This window comes from Kitasatospora sp. NPDC058243 (assembly GCF_042882025.1).
GTDB lineage: Bacteria > Actinomycetota > Actinomycetes > Streptomycetales > Streptomycetaceae > Kitasatospora.
In genome coordinates this window covers 62,410-75,314 of record NZ_JBHVWW010000042.1, presented here as the reverse complement: position 1 = coordinate 75,314, position 12,905 = coordinate 62,410, and the positions used below count along the sequence as shown (strand labels likewise).

The window sequence follows — 12,905 nt, the reverse complement described above, 5'->3', positions numbered from 1 at the left end:
CCTCCGGTGCGCCGGAGGGGCCCTTCCGTCGTCCCGCCGGGCTCAGCCCGCGGTGAAGCCCTCGTAGGCGTTGTAGAGCGCCGCGCCGGCCTCGTGCTCGCCGGTGCGCTCGACGATGTCGCCGAGCAGCCAGGCCTCGACGCCGCGGTCCTCCAGGATCGCCAGCACGGCGTCCACCGAGGACGGCGGGACGACCGCGACCATGCCGACGCCCATGTTGAGCGTCTTCTCGATCTCCAGGGTGGCCACCTTGCCGACCTGGGCGACGGTCTGGAAGACCGGCAGCGGGGTCCAGGTGCCGCGGTCCAGGCGGGCGTGCAGGCCGTCCGGGACGACCCGGGCCAGGTTGGCCGCCAGGCCGCCGCCGGTGACGTGCGAGAAGGCGTGGATCTCGGTGGCGCGGGTGAGCGCCAGGCAGTCCAGCGAGTAGATCCGGGTCGGCTCCAGCAGCTCCTCGCCGAGCGTGCGGCCGAACTCCTCGACCTTGCGGTCCAGCTTCCAGCCGGCCTCGTTCAGCAGCACGTGGCGCACCAGCGAGTAGCCGTTGGAGTGCAGGCCCGAGGCCGCCATCGCGATCACCACGTCGCCGGCCCGCACGCGGTCGGCGCCGAGCAGCGCGTCCGCCTCGACCACGCCGGTGCCGGCGCCCGCGACGTCGTACTCGTCCGGGCCGAGCAGGCCCGGGTGCTCGGCGGTCTCGCCGCCGACCAGGGCGCAGCCGGCCAGCGCGCAGCCCTCGGCGATGCCCTTGACGATCGCGGCGACCCGCTCCGGCACGACCTTGCCGACGCAGATGTAGTCGGTCATGAACAGCGGCTCGGCGCCGCACACCACCAGGTCGTCGACGACCATGCCGACCAGGTCGTGGCCGATGGTGTCGTGCTTGTCCATGGCGGCCGCGATGGCCACCTTGGTCCCCACGCCGTCGGTGGCCGAAGCCAGCAGCGGCCGCTCGTAGCGCTTGAAGGCGGACGCGTCGAAGAGGCCGGCGAAGCCGCCGAGACCGCCGACCACCTCGGGGCGGTTCGCCTTCTTCACCCACTGCTTCATGAGCTCGACGGCGCGGTCGCCCGCCTCGATGTCGACGCCGGCTGCGGCGTAGGTGGCGCCGTTCTGGTTGCTGGTCACTACGGTGCGGCCCTCTCGGGTCTGGTGGGGGCTGGAACAGCGGTGGGGCCCCGTTTCGCGGGACCCCACCGTGGATTCGTTACGGGCGGCGCAGCGCGTCGGCCGCGCCCGCCCCGCCGAGCAGCGACTGGACGCCGTCCAGGTCGCTGCCGCTGGTCGGCTTGCCGCGCACGGCCGGCGGCTGCTGGCTGCCCTTGATCTCGGCCTCCAGCAGGAGCTTGCCGAGCAGTGCCGGGTCCGGCAGCTCCATCGGGTACTCGCCGTCGAAGCAGGCCCGGCAGAGCCTGTCCTTGGGCTGCTTGGTGGCCTCGATCATGCCGTCGATCGAGATGTAGGAGAGCGAGTCCGCGCCGAGGGTGCGGCCGATCTCCTCGACGGTCATCCCGTTGGCGATCAGCTCCGCGCGGGTGGCGAAGTCGATGCCGAAGAAGCACGGCCACTTCACCGGCGGCGAGGAGATCCGGATGTGCACCTCGGCGGCGCCGGCCTCGCGCAGCATCCGCACCAGCGCGCGCTGGGTGTTGCCGCGGACGATCGAGTCGTCGACGACCACCAGGCGCTTGCCCGCGATGACCTCGCGCAGCGGGTTGAGCTTGAGCCGGATGCCGAGCTGACGGATGGTCTGGCTGGGCTGGATGAAGGTGCGGCCCACGTAGGCGTTCTTCACCAGGCCGGAGCCGTACGGGATGCCGCTGGCCTCGGCGTAGCCGATCGCGGCGGGGGTGCCGGACTCCGGCGTCGCTATCACCAGGTCGGCCTCGGCGGGCGCCTCCTTCGCCAGGCGGCGGCCCATCTCCACGCGGGAGAGGTGCACGTTGCGCCCGGCGATGCTGGTGTCGGGGCGGGCCAGGTAGACGTACTCGAACACGCAGCCCTTGGGCTTCGCCTCGGCGAAGCGGGAGCTGCGCATGCCGTTCTCGTCGACGGCGATCAGCTCGCCGGGCTCGACCTCGCGGATGAACGAGGCACCGCAGATGTCCAGCGCCGCCGTCTCGGAGGCGACGACCCAGCCGCGCTCCAGCCGGCCGAGCACCAGCGGGCGGATGCCCTGCGGGTCGCGGGCGGCGTAGAGGGTGTGCTCGTCCATGAAGACGAGCGAGAACGCGCCCTTGACCTTGGGCAGCACGACCTTGGCCGTCTCCTCGATGGAGAGGTCCGGGTGGCCGGCGAGCAGCGCGGTCACCAGGTCGGTGTCGTTGGTCGCGGCGCTCCGCCCGGAGCGGGAGACGTGCTCCTCACCGGGCAGTTCGGCGACCATCTCCGCCAGTTCGGCGGTGTTCACCAGGTTTCCGTTGTGCCCGAGGGCCAGCGAACCGTGCACGGTCGCGCGGAAGGTCGGCTGGGCGTTCTCCCAGACCGAGGACCCGGTGGTCGAGTAGCGGGCGTGTCCGACGGCGATATGCCCGTGCAACGACCCCAGGGAGGCCTCGTCGAAGACCTGGGAGACAAGCCCCATGTCCTTGAAGACGAGAATCTGGGAGCCGTTGCTCACTGCGATGCCCGCGGATTCCTGACCGCGGTGCTGCAGGGCGTAAAGGCCGAAGAACGTGAGCTTGGCGACCTCCTCGCCGGGAGCCCAGACACCGAAGACGCCGCAAGCGTCCTGGGGGCCTTTCTCACCGGGAAGAAGATCGTGGTTGAGTCTTCCGTCACCACGTGGCACGTCTTCGAGTCTAGGGCAGCGGGCACCGGCTTCCGGAACCCGGGCGGCCGGGATTGTCTGGCGATCGGCCGGTAACGCGCGTAGACAAAACCCCTTACCAGGTGGGGATTTCGGGTGGGGGGAATTCCGGCCGGAGGCGGTTGGCCTTGTGGTTCGCGCCTGTTGGGGCGTTCCGTGTGCGGAGAGCCGGGAGTCGGGGCGGCCGCGAAAGTGAGCCTGCTCACCCGGGGTTCACCCCGGCGTCACGCGGCGGGCAGCAACAGGCCCCAGGCGCCCGGGTGGACCGTCCAGGTGCGGGCGCGGACCGGACCGACGGGGTGGCCGTCCGCCTCGTAGCCGAAGCCGCGCCCGACCACCGAGACGCTCTCCGCCCGGGCCCGCACCAGGGCGCCGGGCGCGCGGATCACCACCTCCAGCACGCCCGCGCCGTCCGCCTCGACGCCCGGCAGGGTCAGCTGGACCAGCCGCACCGGCCGGTGCACGTCGGCGAGCAGCCGGCCGTCGGCCTCGACCCGGACCCGGGGATTGTGCTCGGCGCAGGACCGGCCGTCCGCCGTGAGTGCGTTCGCCTGCTCGGCCGCAGCCAGTTTCGCCCATAGCGAACGCCAACCACCCGTACGGCCGGCCGGTCGCCGCGTCCCGGCACCGGTGATCCGCACCCCTCCCAGCGCCACCCCGCCGCCGTCGTCCACCAGCAGGTCGAGCTTGCGCGCCGCACCCGACAGCACCGCCCGCGCGGCCCGGACCGGCTCGCCCGGCACCCCGAGCGCGCGGGCCGCGGCCAGCTCCTCCGACCGGCCGACCGGAACCATGCCCACCGGATCCGCGCCCAGCTCACGCTGGCGGTACAGGGCTTGGAGCACCCGCTGCAACGCCAGGTCGGAACCGATCACGACCGGTCGCCTCCGACCCCGGTGCGAAAGCACCCGGTCGAGTTCGGACGGGCTCTCCGGATAGACCACCTTGACGTCCGCGCCTCCGCAGAGCACGTCCTTCGCGATCCGCACCGACTCGCCGTCGGTGTGCCGGGCCGCCGGGTCGAGGAGCAGCAGGAGCGGCTCGGGGCCGCCGGTTGCGGGCGTGGACAGGGACGACACGACCGGTCCTTCCTCAGGTAATCTCTCGGTGCAAGAGCCCCTTGCGCTACTGCGCCAGGGGCTTCGTCTATCTCGGGGCAGACTGCGGCCTACGCAGGATGCCCCAACCGGAAGGGGTGTACGCCTGTGCCGGCACTCGTGCTCGTTGGCGCTCAGTGGGGGGACGAGGGCAAGGGGAAGGCCACCGACCTCCTCGGCGGCTCCGTCGACTACGTCGTCCGCTACCAGGGCGGCAACAACGCCGGTCACACGGTGGTCATCGGCGACCAGAAGTACGCCCTGCACCTGCTCCCCTCCGGCATCCTCAGCCCTAACGTGACGCCGGTCATCGGCAACGGCGTCGTCATCGACCCGGGCGTGCTGCTCTCCGAGCTGAGCGGCCTCAACGACCGTGGCATCGACACCTCGAAGCTGCTGGTCTCGGGCAACGCCCACCTGATCACGCCGTACCACCGCACCCTGGACAAGGTCACCGAGCGCTTCCTCGGCAAGCGCCGGATCGGCACCACCGGCCGCGGCATCGGCCCGACCTACGCGGACAAGATCAACCGCGTCGGCATCCGGGTCCAGGACCTGTTCGACGAGTCGATCCTGCGCCAGAAGATCGAGGCGGCGCTGCACGACAAGAACCAGATCCTGGTCAAGCTGTACAACCGCCGCGCCATCCCGGCCGAGCTGGTCGTCGAGGAGTACCTCGGCTACGCGGACAAGATCAAGCCCTTCCTCGCCGACACCACCCTCGTCCTGGACCAGGCGCTCAAGGCGAACAAGGTCGTCCTGCTGGAGGGCGGCCAGGGCACCCTGCTCGACGTCGACCACGGCACGTACCCCTTCGTGACCTCGTCGAACCCGACCTCGGGCGGCGCCTGCACCGGCGCCGGCATCGGCCCGACCAAGATCGACCGGGTCATCGGCATCCTGAAGGCGTACACCACCCGCGTCGGCTCGGGCCCGTTCCCGACCGAGCTGCTGGACGAAGACGGCGAGGCGCTGCGCCGTATCGGCGGCGAGCGCGGTGTCACCACCGGCCGTGACCGTCGCTGCGGCTGGTTCGACGCGGTCATCGCGCGCTACGCGACCCGGGTCAACGGCCTCACCGACTTCTTCCTCACCAAGCTCGACGTGCTCACCGGCTGGGAGCAGATCCCGGTCTGCGTCGCGTACGAGATCGACGGCAAGCGGGTCGAGGAACTCCCGTACAACCAGTCCGACTTCCACCACGCCAAGCCGATCTACGAGACGCTGCCGGGCTGGACCGAGGACATCAGCAAGGCGAAGACCTTCGCCGAGCTGCCGAAGAACGCGCAGGCGTACGTGAAGGCGCTGGAGGAGATGTCCGGCGCGCCGATCTCCGCCATCGGCGTCGGCCCGGGCCGCGACGAGACGATCCAGATCAACTCGTTCATCTGAGCCTGATCCGGTCGAGGGCCCTGCGGGACACGTCCCGCAGGGCCCTTCGCTTTGCCCGCTCCGTCAATTTTGCACTAGCGCAGAAGTCCATTGCATCTAGTGCAGCGTGGCGCTACCTTTCCGGCATGACCGCACAGCCGCCCACACCCGTCACCCTCACCGGCCGCCACATCCGCCTGGAGCCCCTCGGCCGCCACCACCTGCCCGACCTGTGGGCCGGCGTCGGCCCCGACCCGGAGGTCTGGCGCTGGATCCCCTCCCTCCCGCCCGCCACCGAGGAGGAACTGGGCGCGATCATCGACGCCCGGCTCGCCGAGGTGGCGGCCGGATCGGCGGTGAAGTTCGCCGTGATCGACCTCCCCAGCGGCCGGGCCGTCGGCGTCACCGGCTACTACGACTTCAGGGCCGACGACGAGGTCGTCGAGATCGGCGGCACCTGGTACGCCCGCTCGGTCTGGCGCACGCCCGTCAACACCGAGGCCAAGCTGCTGCTGCTCTCCCACGCCTTCGACGACCTGGGCATGGGCCGGGTCTACTGGAAGACGGACGCGCTCAACGAGCGCTCCCGCAACGCGATCGTGCGCCTCGGCGCCCAGTACGAGGGCGTCCACCGCCGCGAGAAGCGGCGCGACACCGGCGTGTGGCGCGACACCGCCTACTTCTCGATGCTCGCCGACGAGTGGCCCGTCGCCCGGATCCGCCTCGTCGAGCGCCTTTCGCGCGGTGCCGAACCCTCCGTGCGCCCCCGTTCCTGAACGGCCCCCCGGGAGTTGTCCAGGGTGCCAGGCAGGAACCGGAATGGGAGAAGGCAACCGATGACCCAGCAGTGGCAGAAGTCCACCAGCAGCACCCGGGACGGCAGTGACTCCGTGGAGGTGTCCGTCAACGAACGGGGGCTGATCGAGGTCCGCGAATCCGAGAGCCCCGACGCGATCATCGTCACCACCCCGCAGAAGTTCGCGCTCTGGATCGAGGGCGTGAAGCGCGGCGAATTCGACCACTTCGGCGACGGCTGACCGCACCCTCCGGTGGCCCCCCTCCCGGCGGGGGGCCACCGCTGCCGCGCGCTATTTCTTCTCGACGGCGGCGGAGGAATGGCGGACGACGAACTCGCGTTTTGCGGAACGCGGTTCGCGGGGTTGGGCGTTGACCAGCCAGACCAGCCAGCCGACGAATAGCACGGCCAGCAGGAGGGCGGACAAACCGGCGACGAGCAGGCCGTTCACCGGGTAGCGGGAATGCGGTGGGCGGGGGCGAGAAGCAGCGGAAGCGGCATGACAGTCTCCGGTCGGTGATGTCGAGCGTGCCGACCATGCATCTGGTGTGTATTTACGGCTGATTGGCGGCTGTTTAGGCCACAACAAGTCAGTGACTGACGCGGGATCGACCATAGGGTCGAGGTGCAAGACTTGCTACCGAGCGGGAGAACGTTCACTCCATCGTGGGGTATCCCCCATTTCAGTAGCTAGGGCCGGGTAAGCACGGCACACTTCACCGGAAGCATCGACCCGAGCCGCGATCCGGAGAAGAGAGTCATGCCACCCCGCTTGTCGCCGACCGTGCGTCAGCAGCGCCTTGGCATCGAGCTGCGCAAGATGCGCGAACGCGTGGGCGTGACGCCCAAGAGCCTGGCCGCCACCCTGGGCACCGACCTGCCCAAGATCTCGCAGATGGAGAACGGGAAGTCCGGCATCAGCGCCGAACGGCTCCGGCTCTGGGCCCGCACCTGCCACTGCTCCGACGGCCCCTACCTCGACGCGCTGCTCGCGATGACACAGGACCGGCGCAAGTACTGGTGGGACGGCTACCGCGGCCGGCTGCCCGGCGGGCTCATCGACATCGCGGAAATGGAACACCACGCCGAGTCGCTGGCCATCCTGCACACCACCTTCATCCCCGGACTGCTGCAGACCTCGGCGTACGCCTCCGCGGTGTTCGCCCGGGTCCGGCCACCCATGCCCCAGCCGGACGCCGACGCCCGCACGGCATTCCGGATCCAACGCCAGCGGCTGTTCACCGAACGCCCGAAGCCGTACGCCGCGTACATCCACGAATCCGCGCTGCGCATGCAGTTCGGCGGGGCGGTGGTGCTGCGCGACCAGCTGCTCGGCGTGCTGGAGGATTCCGAGCGGCCCGGGGTGGAGATCCGGACCATCCCGTTCAGCGTCGACACCTTTCCCGGGTCCGGAGAGAGCCTCTACCTCGCCCGCGGGCCCGTTCCCGAGCTCGACACCGTGCAGATCGACCTCTCGAACGGGCCGAAGTTCGTGCACCTCGACACCGAACTGCAGACCTACCGACAGATCAAGGAGGAGACCGCCGCGGTCGCCCTCGGGCCGGCCGAGTCCCGGGACTTCATCCGGGCCTTACTGAAAGACTTCTCATGACTGAGTGGCGGAAGTCCTCGTCCAGTGGCGAGAGCAACGAGTGCGTCGAGATCAGAGCCGCCGACGGTCTGGTGGAGATCCGCGAGTCGGACCGCCCCGAAATCGTCGTCCGGACCACGCCGCGCAAGTGGGCCGCGTTCGTCCGCGGGGTGAAGGCCGGGGAGTTCGACCGGTACAGCGACTCCGTCGGGCCCTGAGCCGCACCCGACCCCGAGCGGCACCGCACCCGAGCCGCACCCACCCCTGAGCAGCACCGCCCTTGAACCGCACCCACCCCTGAACCGCACCGCCCTCCCGGCCCCGCGGCGGTAGGCTTGGCAGCCCACAGTGGACCCCTGCGCCTGGCACAGCACTCCGGGTGGGGTGCGCGTGCGGGAGAAATCGGAGCATCCGAGGATGGCTCGGCACCTGGTCACCAGCGCCCTTCCGTACATCAACGGGATCAAGCACCTGGGCAACATGGTCGGGTCGATGCTCCCGGCGGACGTCTACTCCCGCTACCTGCGCCAGCGCGGCCACGAGGTGCTCTACATCTGCGCGACCGACGAGCACGGCACGCCCGCCGAACTGGCCGCGCAGGAGGCCGGGCTGCCCGTCGCCGAATTCTGCGCCCAGGCGCACGACGCGCAGAAGGCGGTGTACGACGGCTTCGGGCTGTCCTTCGACCACTTCGGCCGCAGCTCCTCCCCGCAGAACCGCGAGATCACCCAGGAGATCGCCCGCGAACTCCAGCGCAACGGCTTCATCGAGGAGCGCGCGATCCGGCAGGTGTACTCCAACGCCGACGGCCGCTTCCTGCCGGACCGCTACATCGTCGGCACCTGCCCGCACTGCGGCTACGACAAGGCGCGCGGCGACCAGTGCGAGAACTGCACCCGGGTGCTGGACCCGACCGACCTGCTGGAGCCGCGTTCGGCGATCAGCGGCAGCTCCGACCTGGAGGTCCGGGAGACCAGGCACCTGTTCCTGCTCCAGTCGGAGCTGACCGACGAGGTCGAGCAGTGGATCGCCGCCCACGGCGACGACTGGCCGGTGCTGGCCTCCTCGATCGCCCGCAAGTGGCTCACCGAAGGCCTCCAGGACCGCGCGATCACCCGCGACCTGGAGTGGGGCGTCCCGGTGCCGGCCGACGTCTGGCCGGAGCTGGCGGCCGAGGGCAAGGTGTTCTACGTCTGGTTCGACGCCCCGATCGAGTACATCGGCGCCACCAAGGAGTGGGCGGACGCGGCCCCGGCCGGGCAGGCCCGGGACTGGAAGTCCTGGTGGTACGAGGCCGACCACAGCGTCCGGTACACCGAGTTCATGGCCAAGGACAACGTCCCGTTCCACACCGTGATGTTCCCGGCCACGATCCTCGGCTCGCGCCGGCCGTGGAAGAAGGTCGACTACGTCAAGGCCTTCAACTGGCTGACGTACTACGGCGGGAAGTTCTCCACCAGCCAGAAGCGCGGCATCTTCACCGACGTCGCCCTGGAACTGCTGCCGGCCGACTACTGGCGCTACTTCCTGATGGCGCACGCCCCCGAGTCGGACGACTCCAGCTTCACCTGGGACCTCTTCGCCTCCGTCGTCAACAAGGACCTCGCCGACACCCTCGGCAACTTCGTCAACCGGGTGCTCACCTTCAGCCGCAAGCGCTTCGGCGACGCCGTCCCGGCCGGCCACGCGCCCGGCGAGGCCGAACAGCGCCTCGGCGAGCAGATCGCCGCCCTGCTGGCCGAGTACGAGGCCCAGTTGGACGCGCTCAACTTCCGCAAGGCCGCGCAGGGGCTGCGCGCGCTGTGGAGCGCGGGCAACGCGTACCTGGACGAGAAGGCGCCCTGGCTCCAGGTGAAGACCGACCCGGACGCGGCGGCGCTGACCCTGCGCACCGCGATGAACCTGATCCAGCTGTACGCGGTGGTCTCCGAGCCGTTCATCCCGACCGCGGCGGCGGCGATGCGCGGCGCCTTCGCCCTGCCCGGGGACGCTCCGGCGGCCGGCCTGTCCTGGGTCGGCCCGGAGCAGGCGCGGGCACTGGACCTGGTGCCGGCCGGGACGGCGTTCACCGTGCCGCCGGTGCTGTTCGCCAAGATCACCGACGAGGACCTGGCCGCCTGGACCACCCGCTTCGGCGGCCAGGAGGGCTGAGCCCCGGGGGGGGGAGCAAGGAACGAGGAGGCCGCCCCCCCCCCCCCCCGCCTCAGCGGTGGCTCACCCGCGCGGGGTCAGTTCCGGCGGTCAGCTGCAGCCGCTGGTGGAGCCGCAGCCCTCGCAGAGGTAGCAGCTGCCGGCGCGGCGCATCTTGGTGCCGCAGGAGAAGCAGAGCGGGGCGTCGGCGTTGAGGCCGAGCTGGATCTCCATCAGCTCCGTGGAGTTGTGGGCCTGCGCCGGGGAGGCCTTGGGGGCCTTGGGCGCCTCGACGGCGGGGGCCGGGGTGGCGACCACCGGGGCCGACTGGGCGAGCGACTCGGTGTCGAGCTCCTCGGACTCCAGCGGCTCGTAGGAGCCCGTGTCCAGGTGGCGCTGGCGCTCCTCGACGGAGTGGATGCCGAGCGCCGAGCGGGTCTCGAACGGCAGGAAGTCGAGCGCCAGGCGGCGGAAGATGTAGTCGACGATCGACTGCGCCATCCGCACGTCCGGGTCGTCGGTCAGACCGGCCGGCTCGAAGCGCATGTTGGTGAACTTCGAGACGTAGGTCTCCAGCGGCACGCCGTACTGCAGGCCGACCGAGACGGCGATGGAGAAGGCGTCCATCATGCCCGCGAGGGTCGAACCCTGCTTGGACATCTTGAGGAAGACCTCGCCGAGGCCGTCGTCCGGGTAGGAGTTGGCGGTCATGTAGCCCTCGGCGCCACCGACCGTGAAGGAGGTGGTGATGCCCGGGCGGCCCTTGGGCAGGCGCTTGCGGACCGGGCGGTACTCGACGACCTTCTGGACCGCGGCGGCCGGGGCGGCCACCTCGGGCTTGGGCTCGGATTCCTTCTTCTTCGCCGAAAGCGGCTGGCCCACCTTGCAGTTGTCGCGGTAGATGGCGAGCGCCTTGACGCCCATCTTCCACGCCTCGAAGTAGATCTCCTCGATCTCCTCGACGGTGGCGGACTCGGGCATGTTCACGGTCTTGGAGATCGCGCCGGAGATCCAGGGCTGGATCGCGGCCATCATCCGGACGTGGCCCATGGCCGAGATGACCCGCTCGCCCATCGCGCAGTCGAAGACCTCGTAGTGCTCGGCCTTGAGGCCCGGGGCGTCCACCACGTTGCCGTGCTCGGCGATGTGGGCGACGACCGCCTCGATCTGCTCGTCCTGGTAGCCGAGGCGCTTGAGGGCGCGCGGGACGGTGCCGTTGACGATCTGCATCGAGCCGCCGCCGACGAGCTTCTTGAACTTGACGAGCGCCAGGTCCGGCTCGACTCCGGTGGTGTCGCAGTCCATCATCAGGCCGATGGTGCCGGTGGGGGCGAGCACCGAGGCCTGGGCGTTGCGGAAACCGTTCTGCGCGCCGATCCGCAGGACGTCCTGCCAGGTGTCGTTGGCCACGGCCCAGACCGGGGCGTCCAGCTCGTCGAGCGAGACGGCGGCGAGCGAGGCGTCCGCGTGCTGCTTCATGACCAGCTGGTGCGGGGCGGCGTTGCGGGCGTAGCCGTCGTACGGGCCGACGACGCCGGCGAGTTCGGCGCCGCGGCGGTAGGCGGTGCCGGTCATCAGCGAGGTGATGGCGCCGGCCAGGGCGCGGCCGCCCTCGCTGTCGTAGGCGTGGCCGGTGGCCATCAGCAGGGCGCCGAGGTTGGCGTAGCCGATGCCGAGCTGGCGGTAGGCGCGGGTGGTCTCGCCGATCTTCTCGGTGGGGAAGTCGGCGAAGCAGATGGAGATGTCCATCGCGGTGATGACCAGCTCGACGACCTTGGCGAAGGTGTCCGCGTCGAACGAGTCGTCGTCGCGCAGGAACTTCATCAGGTTCAGCGAGGCGAGGTTGCAGCTGGAGTTGTCCAGGTGCATGTACTCGGAGCAGGGGTTGGACGCGTTGATGCGGCCGGACTCCGGGCAGGTGTGCCAGTGGTTGATGGTGGAGTCGTACTGGATCCCGGGGTCGGCGCAGGCCCAGGCGGCCTCGGCCATCTTGCGGAACAGCTTCTTGGCGTCGACGGTCTCGATGACCTCGCCGGTCATCCGGGCGCGCAGGCCGAATTCGGTGCCGTTCTCGACGGCGGTCATGAATTCGTCGGAGACGCGGACGGAGTTGTTGGCGTTCTGGTACTGGACGGAGGTGATGTCGTCGCCGCCGAGGTCCATGTCGAAGCCGGCGTCGCGCAGGGCGCGGATCTTCTCCTCCTCCTTCACCTTGGTCTCGATGAAGGCCTCGACGTCGGGGTGGTCGACGTCGAGCACGACCATCTTGGCCGCGCGGCGGGTGGCGCCACCGGACTTGATGGTGCCGGCGGAGGCGTCGGCGCCGCGCATGAAGGAGACCGGGCCGGAGGCGTTGCCGCCGGAGGACAGCAGTTCCTTCGAGGAGCGGATGCGGGAGAGGTTGAGGCCGGCGCCGGAGCCGCCCTTGAAGATCATGCCCTCTTCCTTGTACCAGTCGAGGATCGACTCCATGGAGTCGTCGACGGACAGGATGAAGCAGGCGCTGACCTGCTGGGGCTGCTTGGTGCCGACGTTGAACCAGACCGGCGAGTTGAAGCTGAACACCTGGTGGAGGAGGGCGTGCGTCAGCTCGTGCTCGAAGATCTCGGCGTCGTCCTTGGTGGCGAAGTAGCCGTGCTTCTCGCCGGCGGCGCGGTAGGTGAGCACCACGCGGTCGATGATCTGCTTGAGGCTCCACTCGCGCTGGGGAGTGCCGACGGCGCCGCGGAAGTACTTGGACGTGACGATGTTGACGGCGTTGACCGACCAGAAGTCGGGGAACTCGACGCCGCGCTGCTCGAAGTTGATGGACCCGTCGCGCCAGTTGGTCATGACGACGTCGCGGCGCTCCCAGCGGACCTCGTCGTACGGGTGCACGCCAGGAGTGGTGTAGATGCGCCCGATCGGCAGACCGCCCTTGGGGGCCTTGCCGCCGCCCTTGGCCGTGGTCTTGTCGGACTTCGACCCGCGTGCGGAACCGCTCGTGGTGTCTGTCACTTCTTCCTCCTCCTGGGCAAACGCCCGAAGTGCCCTGAAAAGTCCGGGCACCGCTGGTTCGTTCTTCCGGTGTGCGGGCAGGCCGAGACCTCGCCTGCTTGCGCACGGTTTGTT

At 70.0% G+C, this 12,905-nt stretch carries 11 protein-coding genes; 6 read left to right on the top strand and 5 right to left on the bottom strand.

Annotation, left to right across the window (positions count from 1 at the left end; translation table 11 throughout):
• Positions 1–42 precede the first annotated feature (42 nt).
• From purM to ACFVX9_RS25215, 3 genes are all read right to left on the bottom strand, one after another.
• Positions 43–1,128 (bottom strand): phosphoribosylformylglycinamidine cyclo-ligase, encoded by a 1,086-nt coding sequence (gene purM, locus ACFVX9_RS25225; protein ID WP_063348339.1) that lies wholly within the window; start codon positions 1,126–1,128, stop codon positions 43–45.
• A gap of 79 nt (positions 1,129–1,207) precedes the next feature.
• On the bottom strand, positions 1,208–2,791 hold the full coding sequence (gene purF, locus ACFVX9_RS25220; protein WP_063348340.1) for an amidophosphoribosyltransferase: 1,584 nt from the start codon (positions 2,789–2,791) through the stop codon (positions 1,208–1,210).
• Positions 2,792–3,033: 242 nt separating this feature from the next.
• Entirely contained in the window at positions 3,034–3,888 is an 855-nt protein-coding gene (locus ACFVX9_RS25215) for a hypothetical protein (RefSeq protein ID WP_063348341.1), read from the bottom strand.
• A gap of 126 nt (positions 3,889–4,014) precedes the next feature.
• On the opposite strand from ACFVX9_RS25215, the gene ACFVX9_RS25210 reads away from it, so the two are divergent.
• The 3 genes from ACFVX9_RS25210 to ACFVX9_RS25200 all read left to right on the top strand — a co-directional run bounded on the left by ACFVX9_RS25210 (position 4,015) and on the right by ACFVX9_RS25200 (position 6,314).
• Positions 4,015–5,298 carry an adenylosuccinate synthase gene (locus tag ACFVX9_RS25210; RefSeq protein WP_063348342.1) on the top strand — a complete coding sequence of 428 codons (1,284 nt, stop codon included), beginning with the start codon at positions 4,015–4,017 and terminating at the stop codon, positions 5,296–5,298.
• Positions 5,299–5,423: 125 nt separating this feature from the next.
• Positions 5,424–6,053 (top strand): GNAT family N-acetyltransferase, encoded by a 630-nt coding sequence (locus tag ACFVX9_RS25205; protein WP_387983583.1) that lies wholly within the window; start codon positions 5,424–5,426, stop codon positions 6,051–6,053.
• Positions 6,054–6,113: 60 nt separating this feature from the next.
• Complete coding sequence (locus tag ACFVX9_RS25200) at positions 6,114–6,314, top strand: DUF397 domain-containing protein (protein ID WP_063348344.1); 201 nt, start codon at positions 6,114–6,116, stop codon at positions 6,312–6,314.
• 51 nt (positions 6,315–6,365) lie between these two features.
• Here the strand turns inward: ACFVX9_RS25200 and ACFVX9_RS25195 are convergent, their stop codons facing one another.
• Positions 6,366–6,524: a hypothetical protein gene (locus ACFVX9_RS25195; RefSeq protein ID WP_159398464.1), complete on the bottom strand. Its 159-nt coding sequence runs from the start codon at positions 6,522–6,524 to the stop codon at positions 6,366–6,368.
• Positions 6,525–6,833: 309 nt separating this feature from the next.
• Between ACFVX9_RS25195 and ACFVX9_RS25190 the strand changes: the two genes are divergently transcribed.
• From ACFVX9_RS25190 to metG, 3 genes are all read left to right on the top strand, one after another.
• On the top strand, positions 6,834–7,685 hold the full coding sequence (locus ACFVX9_RS25190; RefSeq protein WP_063348345.1) for a helix-turn-helix transcriptional regulator: 852 nt from the start codon (positions 6,834–6,836) through the stop codon (positions 7,683–7,685).
• Positions 7,682–7,882: a DUF397 domain-containing protein gene (locus ACFVX9_RS25185; protein WP_063348346.1), complete on the top strand. Its 201-nt coding sequence runs from the start codon at positions 7,682–7,684 to the stop codon at positions 7,880–7,882. The genes ACFVX9_RS25190 and ACFVX9_RS25185 overlap by 4 nt, the downstream gene beginning before the upstream one ends.
• A gap of 199 nt (positions 7,883–8,081) precedes the next feature.
• Entirely contained in the window at positions 8,082–9,815 is a 1,734-nt protein-coding gene (metG, locus tag ACFVX9_RS25180) for a methionine--tRNA ligase (protein ID WP_387983580.1), read from the top strand.
• A gap of 90 nt (positions 9,816–9,905) precedes the next feature.
• Here metG and ACFVX9_RS25175 read toward each other — a convergent pair whose 3' ends face one another.
• A complete protein-coding gene (locus ACFVX9_RS25175) occupies positions 9,906–12,791 on the bottom strand; it encodes a vitamin B12-dependent ribonucleotide reductase (RefSeq protein WP_387983578.1) in 2,886 nt (961 codons plus the stop codon).
• Between the last annotated feature and the right edge of the window lie 114 nt (positions 12,792–12,905).

Bases quoted from the DNA above. Each gene is read 5' to 3' on its own strand.
- ACFVX9_RS25205 (WP_387983583.1), top strand. From the start codon at position 5,424: ATGACCGCACAGCCGCCCACACCCGTCACCCTCACCGGCCGCCACATC.
- ACFVX9_RS25200 (WP_063348344.1), top strand. From the start codon at position 6,114: ATGACCCAGCAGTGGCAGAAGTCCACCAGCAGCACCCGGGACGGCAGT.
- ACFVX9_RS25190 (WP_063348345.1), top strand. From the start codon at position 6,834: ATGCCACCCCGCTTGTCGCCGACCGTGCGTCAGCAGCGCCTTGGCATC.
- ACFVX9_RS25185 (WP_063348346.1), top strand. From the start codon at position 7,682: ATGACTGAGTGGCGGAAGTCCTCGTCCAGTGGCGAGAGCAACGAGTGC.
- metG (WP_387983580.1), top strand. From the start codon at position 8,082: ATGGCTCGGCACCTGGTCACCAGCGCCCTTCCGTACATCAACGGGATC.